This window comes from Fluviicoccus keumensis, from assembly GCF_004217445.1.
Lineage (GTDB): Bacteria > Pseudomonadota > Gammaproteobacteria > Pseudomonadales > Moraxellaceae > Fluviicoccus > Fluviicoccus keumensis.
The window spans coordinates 30,686-54,534 of record NZ_SHKX01000012.1; the positions used below are offsets into that span (position 1 = coordinate 30,686).

General features: G+C 54.3%; 19 protein-coding genes. 14 read left to right on the forward strand and 5 right to left on the reverse strand.

Going from position 1 to position 23,849, the window contains the following annotated elements:
* Window positions 1-15 precede the first annotated feature (15 nt).
* A complete protein-coding gene (gene topA, locus EV700_RS08260; protein WP_130412661.1) occupies window positions 16-2,628 on the forward strand; it encodes a type I DNA topoisomerase in 2,613 nt (870 codons plus the stop codon).
* A 12-nt stretch (window positions 2,629-2,640) separates the two neighbouring features.
* Window positions 2,641-2,958, forward strand: coding sequence for a hypothetical protein (locus EV700_RS08265; protein WP_130412663.1), 318 nt, complete (start codon window positions 2,641-2,643; stop codon window positions 2,956-2,958).
* Window positions 2,959-2,964: 6 nt separating this feature from the next.
* Here EV700_RS08265 and EV700_RS08270 read toward each other — a convergent pair whose 3' ends face one another.
* Window positions 2,965-3,297: a hypothetical protein gene (locus EV700_RS08270; RefSeq protein ID WP_130412665.1), complete on the reverse strand. Its 333-nt coding sequence runs from the start codon at window positions 3,295-3,297 to the stop codon at window positions 2,965-2,967.
* Window positions 3,298-3,369: 72 nt separating this feature from the next.
* Window positions 3,370-4,098 carry a phosphoadenylyl-sulfate reductase gene (locus EV700_RS08275; protein ID WP_130412667.1) on the reverse strand — a complete coding sequence of 243 codons (729 nt, stop codon included), beginning with the start codon at window positions 4,096-4,098 and terminating at the stop codon, window positions 3,370-3,372.
* 149 nt (window positions 4,099-4,247) lie between these two features.
* On the opposite strand from EV700_RS08275, the gene thrH reads away from it, so the two are divergent.
* On the forward strand, window positions 4,248-4,862 hold the full coding sequence (gene thrH / locus EV700_RS08280; protein WP_130412669.1) for a bifunctional phosphoserine phosphatase/homoserine phosphotransferase ThrH: 615 nt from the start codon (window positions 4,248-4,250) through the stop codon (window positions 4,860-4,862).
* Between the two features lie 31 nt (window positions 4,863-4,893).
* On the opposite strand, the gene pabB is transcribed toward thrH, so the two are convergent.
* Window positions 4,894-6,246, reverse strand: a complete 1,353-nt coding sequence (gene pabB / locus EV700_RS08285; RefSeq protein WP_130412671.1) for an aminodeoxychorismate synthase component I — start codon at window positions 6,244-6,246, stop codon at window positions 4,894-4,896.
* 182 nt (window positions 6,247-6,428) lie between these two features.
* On the opposite strand from pabB, the gene EV700_RS08290 reads away from it, so the two are divergent.
* The 9 genes from EV700_RS08290 to EV700_RS08330 all read left to right on the forward strand — a co-directional run bounded on the left by EV700_RS08290 (window position 6,429) and on the right by EV700_RS08330 (window position 17,333).
* The gene (locus EV700_RS08290) at window positions 6,429-7,298 is read left to right on the forward strand and encodes a DUF6160 family protein (protein ID WP_130412673.1); all 870 of its coding nucleotides are present in this window, start codon (window positions 6,429-6,431) and stop codon (window positions 7,296-7,298) included.
* Window positions 7,299-7,482: 184 nt separating this feature from the next.
* Window positions 7,483-8,361, forward strand: a complete 879-nt coding sequence (locus tag EV700_RS08295; protein WP_130412675.1) for a hypothetical protein — start codon at window positions 7,483-7,485, stop codon at window positions 8,359-8,361.
* Between the two features lie 293 nt (window positions 8,362-8,654).
* A complete protein-coding gene (locus EV700_RS08300; protein ID WP_130412677.1) occupies window positions 8,655-9,740 on the forward strand; it encodes a DUF6160 family protein in 1,086 nt (361 codons plus the stop codon).
* 152 nt (window positions 9,741-9,892) lie between these two features.
* A complete protein-coding gene (locus EV700_RS08305; protein ID WP_130412679.1) occupies window positions 9,893-10,741 on the forward strand; it encodes a hypothetical protein in 849 nt (282 codons plus the stop codon).
* 79 nt (window positions 10,742-10,820) lie between these two features.
* Window positions 10,821-11,654 (forward strand): C39 family peptidase, encoded by an 834-nt coding sequence (locus EV700_RS08310; protein ID WP_130412681.1) that lies wholly within the window; start codon window positions 10,821-10,823, stop codon window positions 11,652-11,654.
* A gap of 44 nt (window positions 11,655-11,698) precedes the next feature.
* The gene (locus EV700_RS08315; RefSeq protein ID WP_207224620.1) at window positions 11,699-12,781 is read left to right on the forward strand and encodes a transporter; all 1,083 of its coding nucleotides are present in this window, start codon (window positions 11,699-11,701) and stop codon (window positions 12,779-12,781) included.
* A gap of 76 nt (window positions 12,782-12,857) precedes the next feature.
* Window positions 12,858-14,477 carry a putative pilus system OmpP1/FadL family transporter FilD gene (gene filD, locus EV700_RS08320; RefSeq protein WP_423201216.1) on the forward strand — a complete coding sequence of 540 codons (1,620 nt, stop codon included), beginning with the start codon at window positions 12,858-12,860 and terminating at the stop codon, window positions 14,475-14,477.
* Between the two features lie 34 nt (window positions 14,478-14,511).
* Window positions 14,512-15,390, forward strand: coding sequence for a putative pilus assembly protein FilE (gene filE / locus EV700_RS08325; RefSeq protein ID WP_242610241.1), 879 nt, complete (start codon window positions 14,512-14,514; stop codon window positions 15,388-15,390).
* 11 nt (window positions 15,391-15,401) lie between these two features.
* Entirely contained in the window at window positions 15,402-17,333 is a 1,932-nt protein-coding gene (locus EV700_RS08330; protein ID WP_130412687.1) for a hypothetical protein, read from the forward strand.
* A gap of 58 nt (window positions 17,334-17,391) precedes the next feature.
* Here EV700_RS08330 and EV700_RS08335 read toward each other — a convergent pair whose 3' ends face one another.
* Window positions 17,392-17,886: a DUF934 domain-containing protein gene (locus EV700_RS08335; RefSeq protein WP_130412689.1), complete on the reverse strand. Its 495-nt coding sequence runs from the start codon at window positions 17,884-17,886 to the stop codon at window positions 17,392-17,394.
* Window positions 17,879-19,531 (reverse strand): nitrite/sulfite reductase, encoded by a 1,653-nt coding sequence (locus EV700_RS08340; protein WP_130412691.1) that lies wholly within the window; start codon window positions 19,529-19,531, stop codon window positions 17,879-17,881. Before EV700_RS08340 ends, EV700_RS08335 begins: the two co-directional genes overlap by 8 nt.
* 236 nt (window positions 19,532-19,767) lie before the next feature.
* On the opposite strand from EV700_RS08340, the gene EV700_RS08345 reads away from it, so the two are divergent.
* Both EV700_RS08345 and EV700_RS08350 read left to right on the forward strand, forming a co-directional pair.
* Window positions 19,768-22,887, forward strand: coding sequence for a DUF748 domain-containing protein (locus EV700_RS08345; RefSeq protein WP_130412693.1), 3,120 nt, complete (start codon window positions 19,768-19,770; stop codon window positions 22,885-22,887).
* Window positions 22,888-23,005: 118 nt separating this feature from the next.
* Window positions 23,006-23,701, forward strand: a complete 696-nt coding sequence (locus tag EV700_RS08350; protein ID WP_130413636.1) for a GntR family transcriptional regulator — start codon at window positions 23,006-23,008, stop codon at window positions 23,699-23,701.
* Window positions 23,702-23,849: the final 148 nt, after the last annotated feature.

Here is a 23,849-nt window from a genome sequence, read left to right on the forward strand (position 1 = left end):
ATATCCGGAACCTGAATGGCTAAAGCACTGGTAATCGTTGAATCGCCCGCCAAAGCAAAAACGATCAACAAATATCTCGGGAAGGACTTCATCGTCAAATCCAGTATCGGCCATGTGCGCGATTTGCCGGTCAGCGGCGGCGCCAAGGACGAGAAGGAGCCTGCCGCCCGCACCAAGGCCAAGGATGCCGCTACCAAGGCGGAAAAGGCGCGCAGCGCCCTCATCTCCCGAATGGGCGTCGATCCCGAACATGACTGGGATGCCCATTACCAGATTCTCCCGGGCAAGGAAAAAGTCATTGCCGAATTGAAGTCGCTGGCCACGGGGGTCGAAACCGTCTACCTCGCCACCGACTTGGACCGCGAAGGGGAGGCCATCGCCTGGCACCTGCGGGAAGTGATTGGCGGTAGTCCCGCCCGCTATCAGCGCGTGGTCTTCAACGAAATCACCAAGTCGGCCATTACCGCCGCCTTCCAGAAACCCAGCCAGTTGAACATGGACCGGGTTAATGCCCAGCAGGCCCGTCGTTTCCTCGACCGGGTGGTCGGCTACATGGTTTCACCCTTGCTGTGGGAAAAAATCGCTCGAGGTCTTTCAGCCGGACGCGTGCAGTCCGTGGCGGTTCGCCTGGTTGTAGAGAAAGAACGTGACATCCGTGCCTTCGTGCCGGAAGAGTACTGGGAAATCCATGCGGATACCCTGACGCCGCGTACCGAAAAGTTGCGCTTGCAGGTGGCCCGTCATCAGGATCAGGCCTTCCGCCCCCGCAATGAAAAGGATGCGATGAAGGCCAGGGCCGAAATTGAGGCCGCCGCCATGGTGGTCGGCAAGCGTGAAGACAAGCCGACGCGCACCCGTCCGCCCGCACCGTTCATTACGTCGACCTTGCAGCAGGCAGCCAGCACTCGTCTGGGTTTTTCCGTCAAGAAAACCATGACCTTGGCGCAGCGGTTGTATGAAGCCGGTTATATCACGTACATGCGTACCGACTCGACCAACCTCAGCCAGGACGCGCTGCAATCCGTGCGCGGGTTCATTGATCAGACTTTCGGCAACAAATACCTGCCTGCCAAGCCGAATATCTATGCCAGCAAATCGGGCGCCCAGGAAGCACACGAAGCAATCCGTCCTTCGGATGTACATGCCAAGCCGGGAAGCATCGCCGGCATGGAGCGGGACGCCGAGCGGTTGTATGAACTGGTCTGGCGACAGTTTGTTGCCTGCCAGATGCCGGATGCCGAATACGTGAGCACCACCCTGACGGTCAATGCGGCAGCCTACGAGCTGCGTACCAAAGGCCGAATCCTGACGTTTGGTGGTTTCACCAGGGTGTTGTCGCCGGTACAGAAGGATAATGAAGACACCGTGCTGCCCGATGTGAAGGAAGGCGAGAAACTGCAGCTGGTTGAGCTGCTCGCCAGCCAGCACTTCACCAAGGCGCCGCCTCGCTTCACGGAAGCCACGCTGGTGCGTGAACTGGAAAAGCGCGGGATTGGCCGGCCGTCGACGTATGCCTCGATTATTTCCACGATTCAGGATCGCGGTTACGTCAAGCTGGAGAACAAGCGTTTCTATGCGGAAAAGATGGGTGATATTGTCACCGACCGCCTGCTTGAAAGCTTCCATAACCTGATGGACTATGATTTCACCGCGCATCTTGAAGAAGACCTCGACAAGGTGGCGGAGGGTCAGAGCAACTGGAAACAGGTTCTGGATACCTTCTACAAGGACTTCAGCGGCCGGCTGCAGCAAGCGGCGGGTGAGGGCGGTATGCGCCGCAACCAACCGGTCACCATCGGCATGCCCTGTCAGCAGTGTGGCCGTGAAATGCAGATCCGCACCGCCAGCACGGGTGTGTTCCTGGGTTGCTCCGGTTATGCCCTGCCGCCCAAGGAACGCTGCAAGGGAACCGTAAACCTGGTTCCCGTGGAGCACGTCGCCCTGGCGGATAACGATGAAGAAGGTGAAACCAACGAGCTCCGTTCCAAGAAACGTTGCCCGAAGTGCGGCACGGCCATGGACAGCTATCTGGTTGATGCCGGCCGCAAGCTGCATGTCTGCGGCAATAATCCGGATTGCGATGGTTTCCTGTTGGAAGAAGGTCAGTACCGGCTCAAGGGCTACGAAGGTCCGACCATTGAGTGCGACAAGTGCAATGGGCGCATGGAACTGAAGAGCGGCCGTTTTGGCCAGTACTTCGCCTGCACCAGTTGCACCAACACCCGCAAGGTACTGAAAAATGGTGAGGCGGCTCCACCCAAGGCGGATCCGATTCCCATGCCGGAACTGCGTTGCGCCAAAACCGATGACTTTTTTATTCTGCGCGATGGCGCGGCGGGTCTGTTCCTGGCGGCCAGCCAGTTCCCCAAGCATCGGGAGACCCGCGCTCCGACCATTGCTGAACTGCGCACCGTGGCGGATCGTCTTGACCCGAAGCATCATTACTTGCTGCAGGCCCCGGACATGGACGATGTCGGCAACCCGGCCCAGCTCCGCTTCAGTCGCAAGTCGAAGGAACAATATGTCACGACTGAAGACAGCGAAGGCAAGCCTTCCGGCTGGCAAGCCTTCTATCGCAACGGCCACTGGCAGGTCGTGAAAGGAAAGATGCCGAAGACCGAGAAGTGATGTGGAGGTGAAATGGCAGAGTTGAATGCGCCCGGTCCTGAACTGCTGGAGGTTGTGGAAGTCAGGCCGGGAGAGGTTGTCCTTCGACGAGCCGACAGCAGTCAGGGCTCCGGTGAGCCACTGGTGTCGATCCGCTTTTCAGGAGAAGCGCAGGAAATCCTGGGCGGCGCTGCCGGGGTTTTGGGCAAGTCGATGATTGCCGCCGGCTTGCAGATGGTTGGCCAGATGTTCAGGCAGCAGGCCGAAACGGCGATGACGGACGAAGTTCCGGAGGAGGGCGAGACGGCAGCTGACCATGCCAATCCCACCGACCGTCATCGCTTGCATTGAGACCTGTTACAGGAAGTCCAGGTCTTCGTTGTTCATGATTTCCCTCAGTTCGTCCTTTTCAGAAACGACCGATGCCAGAACTTCCTTGGCAAATTTCAGGTAGACCGTGTGCACGGTTTCTGTGCCGTCGTCAGCTTTGACAACAAAGAATGGTGCTCGATCCACGCCCAGGCGCGCGGCCAGCTTCATCCCCGCGGATTCCGGATCGCGCTCATCGGCCACCAGCAACTCATCAATGAACCGCATCTGGTTTTCACTTTCCATGCGATCGAGCACTTCGCCACACTTCTTGCAAGGCGAGCCATCCAGCAGGATTTTCTTGACCATGGTAATGTGCATGTCGGTTCCTCGTTGGGTCCCGTCCGGTAATCAGACAGGAACATGAACCCCGGCGTGGCCGGGGCGGAAAAGTCACTTCACGTTGGTGATGTGCAGGCCGCATTCTTTCTTGGTGGCCTCTTCCCACCACCAGCGACCCTCGCGCTCGTGCTGGTTAGGCAGCACCGCGCGGGTGCAAGGCTCACAGCCGATACTGATAAAACCCTTTTCGTGCAGTTCATTGTAGGGAACGTCGAAAGCCCGGATGTAATCCCAGACCTGTTCCGAGGTCCAGTTCGCCAGCGGATTGAATTTCACCAGGCTCTTGCCGGGACCGGAGAAAGCGGCATCCGGCTGGACCACCGGAACGCCGACGCGGGTGCCGGGGCTTTGGTCCTTGCGCTGACCGGTAATCCAGGCATCCAGGGTCGCCAGCTTTTTGCGAAGCGGAGCCACCTTGCGGATGGCGCAGCACTCCTTGTGGTCATCCACATAAAAGCTGAACAGTCCTTTCGTATTCACCAGTTCTTCGACCTGAGCGGAATCAGGGAAGCAGATCTCGATCTTGATCTTGTATTTTTCCCGCACCTTGTCCAGCAACCGGTAGGTTTCACCGTGCAGACGACCGGTGTCCAGGCAGAAAACCCGGAAAGGCTTGCCGAGGCGGGCCGCCATATCCACCAGGACCACATCATCCGCGCCGCTGAACGAGATGGCGGCATTTTCACCAAAAGTATCCAGCGCCAACGCCAGAATTTCCCGGGGCGACTTGGCGTCATAGTCGGCGGCCCATTGCTGGACGGTCTCTTTGGTGATGGTCATGGCGGATCCTCGTCAGGGGGAAATGTCATTGGTATATGGGGGTGAAGGGGAATAATTCTACCAGCAAAAAAGTCGGAGATTGCACCGCCCGGGTGAAATCGGTACAGTTCGCGCCATGTTTTTTCAACACGATATTTGATGGGGTGGCTATGGAAATCGTATGTCTGGATCTGGAAGGCGTGCTGGTGCCGGAAATCTGGATCAATTTCGCCAAGAAGACGGGAATTAAGGCCCTTGAAGCCACAACCCGCGACATTCCCGATTATGACGTGCTGATGCGCCAGCGGCTGGATATCCTGCGTGAGCACAAGCTGGGCCTGCCCGATATCCAGGCCGTGATTGCCGACATGGGCCCCTTGCCCGGCGCCGCCGAGTTTGTCGCTTGGGTACGCGAACATTTCCAACTGATCATTCTGTCGGACACCTTCTACGAGTTCGCTGATCCGTTGATGAAGCAGCTGGGTCGTCCCACCATTTTCTGCCACAAGCTGGAAACGGACAGCCAAGGCATGATCACCAATTATATCCTGCGCCAGCCGGACCAGAAGCGCGAAGCCGTCAAGGCCCTGCACGGTCTGAAGTACCGCGTCATCGCCGCCGGCGACTCGTACAACGACACCGCCATGCTTGGCGAAGCCGAGAAAGGCATCCTTTTCGATGCGCCGGAAAATGTCATTCGTGAGTTCCCGCAGTTCCCGGTGACCAAGACCTATGAGGAGTTGAAGGCGCAGATCCGTAGCGGTTCGCTTCGCCAGATACCTTGATCGCTCCTGACGCTGACGGGAAAAACTCTCGTCAGCGTTTCCCGAATCGCTCTTCCAGCGCCGTCAGCAAGGGGCCTATCTTGTTGAAGCACTCCTGATATTCATCCTCGCACACCGAATCCGCGACAATCCCGCCGCCCGCCCAGGCAAACAGCGTATCGCCAACTTTAAGCAAGGTCCGGATGGCAATATTCCATTCCCCGCGACCATCCGATGTCAGATAGCCGATGCTGCCGCAATAGACGGATCGTCCGAAATTTTCAAGTTCATCAATGATCTCCATCGCGCGACGTTTGGGTGCGCCAGTGATGGAACCCCCGGGAAAGGCGTCAAGCAGCATGTCCAGCGGGTGGGAGTCCGGTCGCAGACAACATTCAATTTCGCTGGTCATGTGATGAACGTGGGCGAAGCTTTCGATTAGGAACAGATCGTTCACCTGAACAGAGCCGGTGATAGCGTGCTTGCCTAAATCATTACGCAGTAAATCGACGATCATCAGGTTCTCGGCACGATCCTTGGGGTGCGAGGCCAGATCGGCAGCCATCCGGTCATCTGTCATCGCGTCCAATCCGCGTGGACGGGTGCCTTTGATGGGCCTTGTCGTTACCCGCCCATGCTCGAATTGCAGGAACAGTTCCGGTGAGAGGGAAAGAATCTCGCCGTATGGGCTGGACAAGTACGCGGCATAGGGCGGGTGACTGATGCTGTCCAGATGCTGAAAGGCCTCCAGCCCCGAACCGGTGCAGTCTGCCTGAAAAGCTTGCGCCAGATTGACCTGATAACAGTCGCCGGAGTGCAGGTACGCTTGCACCTGACGGAATGCTTTGGCGTATTCATCCGCTGGCATTAGCTGTCTGAAGTTTCCGGCGATCGAGAACGCGGCAATCGCTGACCGGGAATTTAACCGGGACCGAATGCGCTGATGCAGTTCTTCGGTAGCGGCATGAAGCGTGGCGGGCTGATCGTTGCCGGCGGGAAGGCGGATGAATGCGTCAAACCCGGCAATGCAGGCCTTCGGGAAGTCCGGTCGAAGCTTGTCATGCTCTTCCGAAGAGTCCGAATGGAGGTCGTAGCCAAGCCAGCCGGCCATGCCGCCGGTAAAACCGGATTGCTCCGTCGGCAGGGAGGGCAGGGTGGCCAGACCCTCTGCCAGCGCTTCACGAAGAGGAACCGACACAACGGACGGCTCGAACCGGCCCACAGCCTGCCGATCAAGCCGCACGATGTCGCCATCGTTGCCGACGACGATCACCCAGCGGGGCAATATGCCCAGAATCCTGTCATCATGATCATTGAACAGGAATGGATACCAGTCCGAACAACTCATCAGGCGATCAACATCGGAGCGGAGGAGAGCGGACTTAACGCTTTGCGGGGACGACATGAGCTGGGCGTCGGAGTGGCAAGAAATATCTCGGAGCCCCGCATTATAAGCGGATGACAAGACGTAATCAGCACAATCAATTGCCAAACAAGACTTGTTCACGGAATGTACTTATGAAAGAATAAGTACGGGTGTACTAAAAACTTTGAAATCAAACAACATAACGCCCGGGAGACTGCATAATGACAACCCGATTCAAGAAGATTCTGCTTGCTTCGCTGATCGCTGCTTCCACATCCGCCTTTGCGATGGAAAGCCTCGACGAAGAAGCTCTTTCCGACACGACCGGTCAAACCGGTGTCCTGATCGGGATTACTCCTCCTGCAATGTCCTTCTCTGTCGTGCTGCACGATACAGACGGTTATGCGGGCGCTACTGACTCTGGTGCCATCGTTTTCGGTGATCCGTACTCTCCTGCTGCCGGCCGTGTCAAAACCCAGTTGTCGTTTACCGGCGAAGTTGTCATGAAGATTGACGCTACCGGTGACAACAACGGCGCAACCGCTGGCGGGGCACCTACCTTGCGGGTGAATGTCGCGATTCCCGGTATGACACTGCATACGGGTGACATGTATGCGGCTGATACCGACGCAACCGGTACGCTTGCCGGCTTCCAGGCATTGTCCGCCACCAAGACGGCAGTCATCCTGAGCGACATGACCATGACCATGGGCGCCACGACGCTTAACTTTGAATTGGGCAATGAAAACCAGGGCGCCATGCTGAAGATCGCTACCGCCATGACGGGTGGTTTCAGCATTACCGGCTTCAAGCTGAATGATGCCAACTCCGGCGGTTTCCTGGGTACCGACCTGACCGTCAAGGATAATGCCGGCACGGACCTGACCGTCAACGCCAGCGTTGACTTCATCAGCGGCGGCGCCTCGGGCGGCATGCGTGTCAACCTGACCCAGTTCGGTAATGCAACCAATGGTGCGGACGTTCGTCTTGCCAATCTCAAGTTCGGCGATGCTACGACACCAACCATCGGTAACGTTGATATCGTTGGTTTGAACATGAACAATACTGTCATCCGTATTGCGGGTCAGTAAGCTCACATTTGTACGAAAAAGGCCCCGCATGCGGGGCCTTTTTTATTGTTGCGAATACGTTGCAAAAAAGTATCGGCCAGCCTGACGGGTGGCCAATTCTGCAGTCTTCCTATATCATGTTCGTTGGCAAGGACTGATAGTTCATTGCGGCATAATAAAAGCAGAAGAACAGGGAGCACCCCTAATGAAGTTTCCCGTGAATCGACGAATCCTGATGCTGCCGGTACTGCTGGCCGCATCGGCTTGCTGGGCGATGGATGACATGACTGATGGGGAAATGTCCGACCATGTGGCTCAGGATGGGGTGACTTTCCGCTTGATCCTGCCGGACTTCGATGGTGCAGGCCCTGGTACCGATGTCGGTTTCAAGATCAATCAGACAATTTTTCATGACCGGGACGGCTATGCCGGCGCCCCCGCCGCTGGCGCTATTGTTCACGGTACCGGCGTGGCGGGCGATCGCCTGGAATTCACCATGGCTGCCCTGAGTGTCATTAATGCGTCCATGGACAGTGTCGGTGATTCCAGTGCTGCAGGCGGCAATCAGCCCATGCTGAATGTGCGCGTGGATATCCCCGCATTTACCTTTAAAACGGGTAAGACCTATGTGGCTGCAAGCAGTGGAGTCTCCTCGCCAGTCACCAGCATGTCAGCGGCAATCAGCGAGAGCATGACCATCAACGTCGGTGCCATTACGGCAAACTTGCAGTTGGCGGGTGAGTCGCAAGGAAACATGTTGCGTTTGACCGGGAGCATGACAAACGGCATTACGGCGACCGGTTATCAGCTTAATGATGTCAATTCCGGCGGCTTCCTGCAGATACCGGCCATTTCCATCAATAATAACGGTGCGTCCACTAGCCTGGATGTCAATATCGGTGTTGATGTTGCAACCAATGGTGTGGTCGCACGTGTGTATCAGCTTGGCGCCAGTAGTGGTGGTGTGGATATAGCGCTGTCCGGGGTCAAGGTGGGTGATGCCGGCACGCCGGCGATTGGTAATATTGACTTGGTGGGGCTGGATCTGGCGACAACCGTTATTCGGGTAGCGGGACAGCCATAGCCACGCAGAAAGTGTACTGAACGCGGCCTATGCCGCGTTTATTGTTTTGGGTCAAACACTTGTAATAAACGGGCTGGCTGCGAGCCGGGCGTGATTGTGCTATTTGGGCATGAAAACGTGATGGACGTCTCATTCATGCAGAAAAAACAACCTTTTGTCGGGGATGGTGCAAAAAGATGCTGACAGGGGGTTGTGGGGGGCACACAAGAATGATACTTTTCTACTGCCTAATAGCACGTTACCCAAACCAAAGGTAACAAAAAATTAGAATTAAACCCTCGAGGAGAACTCCAATGAAAGGCTTGAAAAAGCTCGCTCTCGCTTCTGCTATCACCATGACCTCTGTTGGCGCATTCGCAATGGAAGCTATTGATGACGCTTCCATGGCTGCTACGACTGGTCAAGATGGTATCACCATTTCTGTGATTCTGCCTGACTTTACCCCGACGGCTGTCACCACTACTACTCCGTATGCTGCCGGCGCTCTGCTGTCCGGTCTGCAAACTGCCGGTATGACCAACTCTGCTGGTGGCACCATCACTGGCTACAAGGGTATCGCAATCAACGAAGTCCGTATTCACGATGATGACGGTCTGGGTACTCTGGGCGTTTCTGCTACTGCTAACTCCGGTGCTCTGGTTATCGGCGGCGGCGGTGCTTCCGACAAGACTGAAGTTTACACCAACCAGGCTTCTCCGCTGGTTATCGCTATTGACTCCGTGGGTGACGGCGACAGCGTGACCGCTGGCAACCAAGCCATGCTGAACGTCAAGATCACCACCCCGACCCTGCGTATCAAGACTGGCGCCATCTACGTTGCCAACAGCAACGCGGCTCCTGCTAACTTCGACGAAAACGGTGTTGCTTCTGCCGGCTCTGCTGAAGTTAACGGTTCCGGCATCACTGACAAGACCGCTGCCATTCTGTCCGGCATGGTCATGACTCTGGGTGTCACCACTCTGAACGTGCAACTGGGTGCTGCTGAAGCTCAAGGCCACATGATCGTTGTTAACACCTCCATGACTGGCGGTCTGAGCATCGACAACATGAGCATCAACGACAACGCTGGCGCCATCTCTGGTGGTAGCATCTTCGTTGGTCAGCAAAAGATTGTTGACGCTGGCGGCACTGACCTGACCGTGGTTGCTTCTGTTGATGTGGGCTCTCGCTCCACCAACGCCACTCTGGTTGCTGCTGGTCTGCAAGACATCGTGAACGGTATGGTTGTTGGTATCGGCCAGCTGGGTACCGCTGCTGGTGGTGTTGATATCGCCATGAACAACGTCCGTCTGGGCGACAGCAACATGGGCGATCTGGGTGACGTGCAGATTCTGGGTCTGAACCTGAACGGTTCCGAGCTGGTTATCGCTGGTCACTAATATCAGCACGGTTGTATAGTGTTGGTCAAAACGGCAGCCTAGGCTGCCGTTTTGCATTTCTAATACCAAGAAAACAGATGAAAATTATCCGATCATCGTATATGATTTCAAGGAAGTAATAACAATAACCGGCTGCCGCTCTGGAGCTGCACATGCAGAAGCACTATACGTTCCCCGTTATGGCTGCAACTTTGATGATGCATTTTTCTGCCTTTGCGTTTGAGCAGGTGGATGATTCGCAGTTGTCAGATGCAGTTGGGCAGACCGGTATCATCATCAGTACATCCGTGGATTGGGTTTCCTCATCGGTCAAGATCTCAGATTTAAGCGGCGTTCCCTCGACCATCAAACCTGGTTATGAGTTCAATACAGGTGTCCTTGTTCTGAATGGCATGGGCATTAAAGGTTGTACTAACGGAGCCGGGCTTACGTGTACGACAACGACCAACCCAACTTTCAATGTAACCGTGGATGCCAGCGGCGGGGCGAGCCCGGTCGTAAAGTTGGCTGTTGCGTGGGACTCGGGAATTCAGAAGCTTCGTATCCTGCTCGATAAGGTCTCGATTCATAACCAGCAGGGTGGGAATGTTGTTGAGATCCTGGATTTTGCGAATGGTTATCTTGATTTGCTGAGGCCAGGTGCGCCTAATCCAACCTTTAATTTTGAACTCGGCAATGAGCCATCGACGCATATGATGACCTTGGCGAATGCCAATTTTGGAACCTTGGATTTTGGTCAGGTCCTGCTTCGTGACAAGAGTGATAATCTGTCCAATAACCGTAACATCAGATTCAATTTCAAGCTTGATGGGATGAATCTTACGGGGACGACGGTGGATATCGCCAATGCGGGTTTGATATTGACAACCCCCAACCTGACTGCCGTGGATATGACATTGTCCAATATTACTGCCGGGAATACCGCAGCCAATATGGGTTCGATGGGGGTGGTGGGAATGAATCTGAGTAATCTGACTTTCACCATCGCGGGTAAGAGCTAAGTTAACTGATGGGTGGTCGGTTAAACGGGGTTGCCGATCGGGCATATTTCATCGTGGCTTGAAAACTAGAAAAAGACTTATGTTCATATTAACGCTCGGATCAGTCCTTACCATGTTTTTCGCCAACGAGGCTTTCGATGTGGCGGAGGTTCCGGCATCGACAATTTACTATACGAGTATTGTGGATGGCCGGGTGAATAGCCCTCTTAAGGTCGGTGAGGCTCCTGTCACCGTTCACTCCTTGGTCGAGCAAAAATATCGGAATATTATTCACCAGGCGTATGACTATAGCTGTGGATCGGCGGCGTTGACGACGCTGCTGAATGGCTATCTTGGTCGGAAATTCACAGAAAAGCAGGTGATGGATGGACTCCTGAAGTTCGGGGAGTATGACAAGATTGTTCAGCGCCGCGGCTTTTCATTGCTGGATATGAAGCGTCTGGTTACTGCTCTGGGCCACCCAAGCGGGGGGTATAAGGGGACGCTCGACGACTTGAAGAAGCTGGACCACCCGGCCATCGTCCCAATCCATTACGCTAATTTCAAACATTTTGTTGTCGTCAAGAAATTCTTTGATGGTCGCTTCTTTGTGGCTGATCCTGCGCTGGGAAATATCAGTTTTCCTGAAAGCCGATTTGCTGAGATTTGGGAAAATAATGTCATGTTCATTGTCTTCCCTAATGGCTTCAAGCCGCAGCCGACGCTGGACCTTACCGAGGATGATCTCCGGTATGTGAGCGATGAGACGATTAATGAATTGACATTTGTTTCGTTATATCTCAATGACAGGCAGATGGTGGAGAATGCTGACAAGGCCGGAACGCTGATGCGCGTGCTTAATAACGACAAGGAAAGCAGCAATTACAATAAGCCGGTTGATATTCCGTTGCGTACTTACTACCGTCGCAAATAGTTTTTTGCGGCATTGTTGATTCTTACAAGAACCAAGGTATTAAAATGATGAGAAACTGGGGAAGGGCTCCGCATCTGTTTGTGATGCTGAATAGCTTGTGTTTCTCGGCGGCTTATGCCGAGGATAAGCCTGCTGCCGATGCCGGAGTTGCTACGCCGACTCCTACTACCTCCTCCGCCCCCAGTGCTGATACAGCTCGGGAAGCACTTAAGCAGCAGTCCACAGATGCCACTGCTGATAAAAACCTTGAGCAAGTGTTCAAGGCTACAGAAAAGAATTATTCGCTGATGAAAAAGGGCCGCTTTGGCTCAAATTATAGCGGCGACTATAGTTATTATCGTGATAGCCGTATTGATATCGCTTTGGATGGTAATTCATCGGGTATCACTCGTTTCCGTGTTGAGGAGGATGCTCAGCATACGTTCACTAATAGTCTTGAGCTTTCCTACGGCTTGCGCGATAACCTTACGGTGACTGCGAACCTGCCGCTGGTTTATAAAATGGATACTCAGCTCAGTCGAAGTGCGGTAGGTCTTGGTGATATATCTGTCGGTATGCGTTGGCAGCCGATACCGTTGAAGACGGGGCTGCCAACGACAACCCTGTTCGGAACCTTTTCAACGGCCACAGGCGATAGCCCGTTTAAAATCAATGCATTGTCAGATCTGTCCACGGGTAAGGGTTACTATTCCCTGAACACCGGCGTAAGCGTTAGCAAAGTGACTGACCCGTTGGTTCTGTTCGGGTCTGCCAGCATGAGCATGTCCAATAATGTGGGCAACCTTAATCAGGCTCGCGGATCGCGTATTTTGACCGGGGTGACTCCTGGTAATACAGTTGGCTTCTCCATGGGCTTTGCATATTCATTGAACTATGATGTTTCCATGAGTGCCTCATTTCAACAGAGCATTACGGCGAACAACCGCTATAAATTCGCGGATGGGACTTTTGTAGAGAGTCCGACCCAGGTTTCTGCCTTGGTCAATTTCGCTCTTTCGCTCCGCACATCGCCCAAGCGCATCGTCAATCTGAATTTGGGGTATGGCCTGACGGAAGATACACCGGATGTTATGTTGGGCTTCTCGCTGCCCATTGAATTCCTTGGTCTGGCCGCTGCCGATCAATAATGTTGAAAGGCCAGGGCAGTAGATAATGAAAAAGGTCGCGCATAAAGTGAAGATTCGGGCATTGTCGTTGGCTGTGATGGCTTTATCATCCTCCTTGGCGCATGCTCAGCTTGCTCAGAATCTCTCTGTGGATTTGCGGTCGCTGGCATTGGGTAATGCGGTCACCGCGGATCCACCGGGGGTGAACTCCATTCACCTTAATCCAGCCGGCCTGACCAAAATTAATGGAACTGAGCTTGATGTTCAGTTGATGGTCGTTGGCTTTAATGTCACCAGTGACTTCTCGGCTCCACCTGGTTTTAATGTTTTCGGCTATTCTGATGACCCCATCGTTTGTAATGACCCTGAAAATGATGGCGAGAGCCTGTGTTCGAGCTTCAAAACCGCTCACAGTGATGTTGAGGGGGTTGGTCTTTACCTGCCGATTCTCGATAAGTTCCTGAAATTGCCCCCTGGACCCGTTGCCGCACCCACAGCCGGTATTGCCTACCATCCTCCGGGCTCCAAGTTTACCTTTGCCGACGCTATCTACGCCCCGATGCTTGCAGGTTTGTACAGGGATCCCAAGGATCCCGGCGCATATATGGGGAAAGAGGTGGCATTGGAGCGTTTGACGTATTTATCGCCTTCAGTCGCCTATCGTCTAACGGATGATTTGTCCGTCGGCCTGTCGGTTGGACTGTCTTATCAGGCAGTCAAGCTGAATACGGATTTCAGAGCGCCGAATGAGTTGATTGGCGTTTTCCGGTTGCTGGACGAGGAAATTTGCGCGCCTTTCAAGGGCAACTCCAATATTGTGACTGACTTGCTGCTCTTTGGCGTATGTAATGCACAGGAGAGCTTGGGCCCCTTCAAGAAAATGGCCTCCCTTGATGTTGTGATGGATCAGAAGATGTCGCCATCATACAACTTGGGCATTCTGTGGGAGCCCAATGAGCAGTTCGCCTGGGGCGCCGTTTACCAAAGCTCCGCCAAGATGCGGTTGAAGGGTAAGTACAAGGTTGAATATGAAAATGGGGCTCGTTCGCTGATTAATGAAGGCTTGCAAAGCTCCATTACCGGTCAGATTTTGGGGGCGATTCTGGGATTGCCGAGTTATATGCCCAAGTCTGAAGAAGGCTTGATGGCAATGAATCTTGAGTATCCTGCACACTTCAAGACGGGTATTAAGTATAAACCCATTCCTCCATTGCAAATTAACTTTGACATTGGCTGGACCGATTACGGGGCTTGGGATGCGTTTCGTTTTGAGTTCGATCGTCAATTGGCAGTGTTGCAAATCGCCCGGCTTTTGGTTCCAGGAACGACGCCGACCCAATTATCTTTCCCATTGGGTTTTGTCAGCCCCTGGAGTTGGGGTGTTGGCATCGAGTATTCACATACCAATCGTTTGAAATTCCGGTTGGGTTACGAACCACGTAAAGCGGCCATTCCTGATAACAAGCGTAATGCGATGGCTCCCATCAATAACGCCCGTCTCTTCGGCACGGGTATTGGCTATAAATTCAGTCGCGATACAGATATTGATTTAACGTGGATGAATTTGCGAAGCAAGGATGACATTCCTGCGGGCACCAGTACCTTGGCAAATGCTCAAGGCATCAATAACGTTGTCTACAATCCTTTTGCAGGGCTGGATGTTCAGACAAAAGCAGTCGTGAATATTCTGGGGATTGCTTATCGGACACGTTGGTAAGTCCATGCGCGGATGTTTCTGGGTGTTCTGTTTGATGCCGCTCGTGGCGGGAGCCGCAGACAAATTTTATCCTACTATTGGTACTGACGGGCGTCTTCAGGTTATTCGCGCTCCCGCGCAGCAACCTGTATCGCCGCCACCGGCTAGCAAGGACCCTTCCTCCTCAGCAGGTGTGGTGCAGGGCAAGCCTGTAATTGTTCCACCCAAGTCAGATGCTACAGCCGGTAGCTCTTCGGGCAAGGATCAGCTCGAGGGTGAGTCTTATCTAACCAGTGAGCAATTGGAACGTAAGGGTTATAAACCTGAGGGTAAGAATCGGTTTTACTACCTGCCGGATGGTGGCCCGGGCCATACGCCCATAGAGTCCGATGAGGGGATCCCCATCCCCAGTGGACAAACCGCGAAATCGGAGCCGGCGTTTACGGAAGCAGTCCGACCCTCGCCGAATTATCAGTCACTTCAGCCAGCAGAAGTGCTGAAGTTGCAGCCCGAATTGGCCAAGTGCCTGACGCAAAAGGTGCTGCGCCATTCGAGAAAAATTCGGGAAATTAACAGACTTTCCATAGAGGAGCCCATCAGCATCAGTGATACTGATGCCGATGTACTTATTAATTTGTCCGATTTGCAGGAAAGTGCCATCAGGATACGCAGTTATTCGGTATCCATGGCGGTGCCGGCATATTACGTACCTTTTCCGGTCTGGTTTGACCGGCAAGGATGTGTAATGGCGGGGGCTTGGAATTTCTGGGTCAATGAAGTGCCGGGTACAGACTATAAATATGGCCTGATTGAGTCAGTGCTGGTTCAACCGGGCGGCGCACATTATCTTGGGTTCTATTTTCCCAAGGCCGAGCAACGCGCACCATTTCAACTTCGGCATCATGGCGCCATGACGCTGGAAGTTTTTGAGTAACAAGGGTGTCTATGATGACTGTATTTTCTCGTAACCTGCTTCCCGGCTTTGCTTTGTCGGCCATTTGTGCCGCGCTGGTTGCTTGTGGCAGCGGTAGCAACAACCTGACAGATCCGGTCAGCAATACGGGATCATCATCGACGTGCGGTGCATCGAATGGTCTTTGCGTAACCGGTCAGTTGGTTGATGAGCCTGTAACCGGAATAAATTATGAATGCGATACCGTTGCCAATGTCACAACGGCTGAAGGCTATTTTGTATGCCCCAATAATTCGGTGGTGACTTTCTTCCTGCTGTCATCAGATGGGAAGAAAAAGGTCACATTGGGGACTGCGGTCATTCAGCCGCTCATTATTGCCGTTCCGGATCCCAAAACAGGGAAGAGCAAGGCTGAAGCGCAGTTGCTTCAGCTTTCGCCGCTGGATTTGGTGTCCGGCGCGGGTGAACTGGACAATCTTGAAGGCACAGACCTGGCCACAACCAAGGTTCTTAATATTCTTCGGGTATTGCAGGGCGTTGCCTCGACCGAGGAGTTCCAGCTTCCGGCGCCTTCCAAGCGTATCGTGGTTTCGTCAGCAGCGCGTGATAAATTGAACCTGCTGGATAAGGACTTCGGCGCAGGCGGGTTTTCTTCTACAACTACGCTGGATGAAACCTTTACGAAAATTGGAATTACGCTGCCGGCGGTAGCGGATGCCAAGAATCATTTCCTTGCAGGCCAGCGGATCATGTTGGCAGGCCTTTATGAAGCACCCGGTTTGGTGTTTTCTGTTCAACGCGCCATTGATGATGTGATTGAAACAGGTATTGTTGGAAAAAATGGCGATACGATCATCCTCGGTACAAACAACAAGCAAGAGGACAAAGCCATTGAGTCCATTTTGCTGCTGCTTGATCGTGATGGCCGCTCGATTGGTTTGGGCCAGGAGTGGAAAGGCATTACGCAATCCTCTCCCACGGACTCCTCCATTCCCAAAAATGTCACCGAAATGCGCTCCAAGATTGCCCCGTCGGAATTGGTTCCCGTTTCTGATGGTTTAGGGTTCTCTCTGAATGGGAAGGTGAAGTCAGGATTCAAATTCAAGGTTATTAATAAGGACACCTTGCTGGATGATGGATTCGTCGAGATTTACGAAGGCACCAACCGGTATGGTTTTATAAGCGGCCATCCGTTTATTTATCGCTCGCTCTTTGGCTTACCTGAAACAACGCCTGTTTCTCCTGATTTGTTGGGTAAATGGCGCAGGTTGGACAAAAGCGGACAGACTGCCTCATATGTCGGCTCAGTCAATCTTGAGCGTCGACGTCGTTTTGACCCTTTGCTGGATCCTGCTGCCTGGAAGACACTGGATACGGTCAAGTCAGGTGAGAAAGCGATTTTCCCGCTTCATTTCAAGCTGACATTTAAAGATAGTGATGTCAGTACGAGTGGTGGTTGCAGTTTGACCGGGGGCTGCACCATCGGTTCGGCGGGCATTACTGTTCTGGAAAATGGCAATATTATCAGTGACATGGATAATAACTGTTCGTCTGTGGATGCCAATCTTGTCGATAAGGTTTCGGCACAACAGGAGTATCGTCTGGGTGCTGTTTCCGCCATATTCCCTCTTAGCGGCAAATATTATATCAGCCCGGTGATCTTGTTTAGCCGCATACCGGGCTGGGAAAAGTTTTATGGCATTATGATTGGTGATGCCGGTCGGAAAACACGTATCGATATTTCCGGGATTCAGGACGGTCTGATATCCATGAAGTCCTTTGAGAACGACAAGACGGATTCGTCCAAGCTGTCTGAGGCGGCTGCAGAATGGTTGAATTACCCATTATCCATGGCTTCTTTCCAGACTACGCCTGTGGACAAAACGGGTCAGTTCCCCAAGTCATACGGCATAATTTCAGATATCAGCCTGCAATCGTGTTATTCACCAGCCATCAAACCGTGATGCTGACGGCATAAAAAAACCGGCTTAAGCCGGTTTTTTTATGCCTGAGATCTTACGTTCATTGAGCGGTAGCGAGGCGACGGCGGAACAAGGGAATCGGGCGGTCGATACTGGCTTGATAAGCTTCGCTGAAATCATCCAGCCCTGTCAGGGCGACTTCGATATTCTTGTCGGCACGCACGGCAAAACTATCAAAACCGCAACGGCTTAGATAATAGATATTATCCTTGAAAACATCACCGGTCGCGCGCAACTCGCCCGTGAAGCCAAGGCGGTTGCGCAGCAGCCAGGCATAGGAATAACCCCGGCCATCGGCAAACGCAGGAAACTCCAACGCAATCATGTCCAGACTTGTCACGGCATCACCCAACAATTCAGGGTGCTGGTCCGGTTTGAGCTGTACGCCTTTCAAGCCGGTATGGCTAAGGACGGCACTGCGGTTTTCCAGAAAATATCCCAGTGAAACGCAGACAGCACCTGAAGGCAGGGGGCCTTCAGTCACGAGCGTAAAGGCATCGTCAATGATCTGACGGCCGTGAATGATCTTAGGCATATACACGCTCCTTGAACTTTTCAATACCGATTCGGCGATAAGTATCCAGGAAGCGTTCACCGCCCTGGCGGTTATCGAGGTAGGTGTTGAGAATTTCCTCAATCACATCTCCCATGTCTTCGGCAAAGAACGACGGGCCGAGAATATCGCCAATGGCGGCGCCATGGTCAGAGCTACCGCCCAGCGTAACCTGGTAATACTCTTCACCCTTCTTGTCGACACCCAGAATGCCGATATGGCCGACATGGTGATGGCCGCAAGCATTCATGCACCCAGAAATATTGATGTCGAGCAGACCAATGTCATATACCTGGTCGAGATCGGCAAAACGGCGTTGAATCTGTTCGGCAATGGGGATCGACTTGGCGTTGGCCAGCGAGCAGAAATCACCGCCCGGGCAGCAGATGATATTGGTCAGGAAGCCGATATTGGCCGTTGCCAGACCTGCGTCACGCAGCTTTTCCCATAGAGGTAACAATTGGTCCTGACGGACATCGGCCAGAACGATGTTCTGTTCATGCGTGGTGCGCAATTCGCCAAAGCTGAAAGCATCGGCCAGATCGGCGACAGTTTCCATCTGCGCGGCCGTGATGTCGCCCGGGGCAACACCGGGGCGCTTCAGCGAAAGGGTCACAATACGGTAACCGGGCTTTTTGTGGGCAAAGGTATTGTGCTGATACCACAGCGCAAATGCTTTGTTGTCCTGCAACGGGGTCGCAAGTGCGGCAGGATTGTCCGTGAGTGCCTCATAGGCGGGCTCGGTGAAGAAGCCTGCCAGACGGGCGAATTCTTCCGCCGGCACAATCAGCTCGCCGTGTTGCAGGTGGGCAAACTCAGCCTCGACCTTTTCCGCAAATACGGCGGGCGTCAATGCCTTGACCAGGATCTTGATCCGGGCCTTGTACTTGTTATCGCGACGACCGTAAAGATTGTAGACGCGCAGTATCGCTTCCAGATAGGCGATCAGCTCGCGCTGTGGCAGGAAGTCGCGAATGATGGCACCAACCATTGGCGTGCGCCCAAGACCACCGCCGACCAGAATGCGGTAGCCGGGCTCTCCATCGGCGTTGACCGTCATATAGACGCCGATATCGTGAACAGCCGTAGCCGCGCGATCAACCTCGGAGTGAGCGTTGACGGCAATCTTGAATTTACGGGGGAGGAAGGCAAACTCCGGGTGGAACGTCGACCACTGCCGGATCAGCTCGCAAGTCGGGCGCGGGTCGGCAATTTCGCCAGCCACAACGCCGGCGAACTGATCGGTGGTGGTGTTGCGGATACAGTTGCCGCTGGTTTGGATGGCATGCATCTGCACGCTGGCCAGATCGGCGAGGATATCGGGAACCTCTTCAAGCAGCGGCCAGTTCAGCTGGACGTTCTGCCGGGTGCTGATATGGGCGTAACCGCGGTCATAACGGCGTGAAATATGCGCCAGCATGCGCAATTGCCTGCTGGACATCAGCCCGTAAGGAACAGCCATGCGCAGCATGGGGGCATAGCGCTGGATATACAGGCCGTTTTGCAGACGGAAAGGACGGAATTCATCATCCGTCAGTTCGCCGGCAAGGTAGCGGCGTGTTTGATCGCGATACTGGGCCACGCGTTCATCAACGATTTTTTGGTCGTAGGCGTCGTACTGGTACATGGAATAAAGTCTGCCGTCGGGGCTGGAATTTCAGGGTTGGGAGCATATCAAGGCCGCATTCATAAGAAAAATATTTTTTCTCTATATAAAAGAGATGTTTTGCTTATATAGGATGAGGTCAGGTTGTGTGTGGAGGAGGCATCCAGTCGCTATCCGCCGCGACATTACAGTTAATAGGAACGTCGCTTTTACGGCAGTGATAATATCTCTGCATCTTTTGAGTGGGGGTGAAGGGCATGTCGGGACGGGTACGGAGCATATCTCGCCGCCGCAAGAAGCAGATTGCCGCGATCGCGGGGCTGTTCGGGCTATATGCGCTGGCGGGTTTTCTGGGCGCGCCCAAGCTGGTCGACAAGCTGGCCCGTGACTATGTGCATGAAAAGCTGCATTTGAATCTGGCGATTCGCGAAGTGCAGGTCAATCCCTTGCGTCTGGCCCTGCGTCTGGATGGCGTCTCGGTTAGTGAAGCCGGGGTGAAGACGCCGTTGCTCAGCCTCAAAAGCGTTTATATCAATGTCGATGCACTGGGCAGTTTGTGGCGGCGGCAAATCGAAGTGGATGACCTGGATTTACTGGCTCCGGTGATGGACGCCAGGATTGATCGGGAAGGGCATCTTAACTTGCTCAAGCTTGTGCCTCCTGAGGACCCCGACGACAAAAGCCGGACAAATTGGCATTTGGCGGCGCTGGGTGTTCACCAGGGTCGGATCGCCCTAGCGGATGACAGCCGTCCCAAGCCCTTTACGGCGTTGCTGGAGCCGCTGAATCTGCAGTTGCATAACCTGAGCTCGCGTCCTGCCGGCTCGGGCAAATATCATTTTGCGGCGGAGACCGGTAAGGGTGAAGCCTTGGAATGGCATGGCACCGTTGCCCTGAACCCGGTGCGCTCCGAGGGCGATCTGGCCATTCGCGGATTACAGGCGAAGACAGTGGCCGACTATGCCCAGAGCGCGCTGCCGCTATCGGTGCAGGCGGGTCGTTTGTCCATGGCCGGGCATTATGTCCTGTTGCTGGAAAATGACACGCCGACAGTTCGGCTGACCGGTGGAGCGCTCAACCTGGAAGGTCTACAGGCAGCCACGGTTGTCGAACAGCCGTTACAGCTGCGCCTCGACCGGATGTCGATGAAGGATTTGAGCCTGGATTGGCCTGCGCAAAACCTGACATGCCCGGAATTGAGTTTCCAGAAGTTGGCCATAGGAGAGGATGGGCCCGCATGGGTTTCCATCGATGGCGTGAAGTTGAGCCGGTTGGACTGGAATCCGGTGAAGCAATTGGCCAGCCTGAAAGGATTGGGGGTCGAGGGTATTCGTGTTCAGGGTGATGGCAAAGCGCCTTTGCTCTCGGTCCCCCGGCTGGAAATCGCCGCTTCAACCGTGGCGCTGACGCCAAAGCAGTTGCAGGTCGGGCGGGTTGTCATCCCCAAGGGCGAAGCAAGATTCACCCGCGAGCCAGGCGACCAGAGTGACTGGACACGGTTTGTTTCCCGGTTGCTTCCCCGGCTGAGTAAACCGCAACCGGCCCCGGCGGGGCCCGAGGTCCCGTGGCGGACAGCTCTGGCTGAGCTGGCGTTGTCGGATTTCAGGGTGAATGCGGAAGACAGGACGCCGAAAAAGCCGGTTTCTCTTCCTTTATATATACGTCAGCTTTCCATACACCCGGAGATGGATGCCGCCAAGCCTCAGCGCTTTGAAGGGGAGTTCGATATAGGCTCCTCCGCCAGCTTGCGGGTGGGCGGCGATTTGCAGGAATCGCCGTTGATCTTGTCGGGACATGCCGACTTGAAAGGGCTGGACTTGCCGCCGCTGACGCCCTATCTGGCGGATTTCGCCCGCTTTCAGTTACAGAGCGGGAAGCTGGACCTGAATGGGCGGTTCCTGGTCAAGGACGCCAAGGTTCCCCAGGCGGAATATCATGGCAGCATCGGCATTGATAATTTTGTCGCCAATGATTTGTTCTTGCAGGAACGGTTTCTGGCCTGGAAACGCCTGCAAGTGAACGGGTTGGATTTCAACCTGTCGCCCATGAAGGCCAAAATTCGGGAAATCGTTGCGGAGCAACCGTTCAGCCGGGTCATGATTTTGCCGGACAAGAGCCTGAACATTGCCCAGATTCTGGCGACGACCCCGCCGGAAGCTTCGTCGAAATCCACATCGCCCACCAAGAGCAATGCCACGGTCGCGGCGACGGTGGATATCAACCGGGTGGCCGTCAGGAACGGCGCCATGCTGTTTGCCGACCTTAGCTTAAAGCCGCAGTTTGCCACCGGTATTGAGGCCTTGAACGGGGAGGTTCGTGGCGTCAGCACCCGTCCGGGAGCCATTGCCGATATCCGCTTGCTGGGACGGGTGGACCAGTATGGCAAGGCCGACATCCACGGGCGGGTGAACCCGCTTGCGCCTGATGCCCGAACGGCGATGGCCCTGAAATTTGACAATGTGGAGCTGACGACGCTGACGCCGTATTCCGCCAAGTTCGCCGGATACCGGATCGAGAAAGGCAAATTGTCATTGGATCTGGATTACCAGATTGAAAACCGGCAACTCAAGGCCAGTAACCGGATCGTGCTGAACCAGCTCACTCTGGGCGAGAAGGTGGAGAGTCCTGATGCCGTGAATATGCCGCTGCGTCTGGCGTTGGCGCTGCTGAAAGACGGCAAGGGGGTCATTGATCTGGATCTGCCCATCAGCGGTAGTCTGGATGATCCCCAGTTCCGGGTCGGTCCAATTGTGTGGAAGGCTTTTGTTAATGTGGTGACGAAGGTGGCTACCGCACCATTCCGCTTTATCGCCGGTCTGGTGGGCGGGGGGGAAGACATGGACAGCCTGGCGTTTGCTCCCGGCGAGACCGCCATCCGTCCGGATACCCGCGACAAAGTCTTGCGTCTGGCCCAGGCGTTGAATCAACGGCCGCAATTGCGCGCCGAGCTGCGAGGCAGCTTTGATCCGGACCTTGACCGTCAGGCGATCCGGGCAGCCAGATTGGATGAGGCCCTGAAAGCCCGTGCGCTGAAGGCTCCAAAGGAACCAGAGTCTTTGGAAGGGTTGTTTGCGGAAAGGTTCGGTCAGGATGCCTTGAAGCAGAAGAAGGCCTTGGCGCTGCGTCCTGCAGGCGGACAAGAACTGGCGGTCGCGATGGAGGCTTACCGCGCATCCTTGCGGACGGCATTGATGGACCAGGAAGTTGTGGCTGATGGGGACTTGCGCCAATTGGCGCTGGATCGTAGCCGCAGTCTGCGCCAGTTGCTGATTGATGAGGGCAAGGTGGAGGAGGCGAGGGTATTCATGCTGGAGCCTGAGGCGGCTTCCGGAGCTGAGGGGCGGGTTGTCAGCAAAGTCAGTCTGAACGCTTTGTGACGACGGCCGTAAAGCCAAAAGGCAATAAGTCCGATTGTACGACAATGAGTCAAAAGGGTACAATCCATGCATGATAGAGTTTTCAGGCAGATGAACCATGCGGGATCGTGAGGACGACATGACATTCAAGGCTGCCGAAAGTCTGGCTGAACAAATTGCCCGCCACGTTGGAAGGCAGATTATTACCGGTGATCTGGTCGAGGGCGAGCGCATCCAGGAGTTGCGGATCGCCAGCGAACTGAATGTCAGTCGCGGCTCCGTGCGCGAGGCGCTGCTGATTTTGCAGCGCCGCCACCTGATTGAGATCTATCCCCGGCGCGGCGCTGTGGTGGCTGAAATGTCCGCCCAACAAATCCGTAGCCTGTTTGAGGTTATTACCCTGCTGATGTCGTTACTGGTCCGTCGTGCGGCGGATAACTGGCGGCAAAGCGATGTTGAAGGTTTCACGTCACTCCTTGAGAAAATGCAACAGATGGTTCGTGACGGCGACATTGAAGGTTTCTACGAAAGTTCATTTACCTTTTTCCGGATGTCTTACCGTTTCAGCATGAATCCTTATATTGAGGAAATGCTGGAGGATTTACAGCCGGCTTTACAGCGCAGTTATTACCTGGCCCTGCATACCAATAAACGCGAACTTCAGGAAGCCTTCAATTTCTTCAAGGGAGTACTGGAGTCGGTATTGCTTCGCAAGGGTGATCAGGCGGCTGAACAAATCGGCGAGTTTTGCCATCATTTGCGCAATCTGGTTCTGGATTCGCTGGCGCGCATGAAGCAAATCGAGTTGGCGTGGGCGCAACGTTCCCGCCGTTAATCTGATTGATAATCCGTCGGGGAGTCCCCTGATTATCCGTGACAGCGCCGCATGCGGGTGTTTTTTGTCCGTATTGGCGCTTTAGTACACGTTTTGTTGCAATTCTGCTCGGGCTGATCCTGCTTTTTCATTAGAATTCATTGGGTTC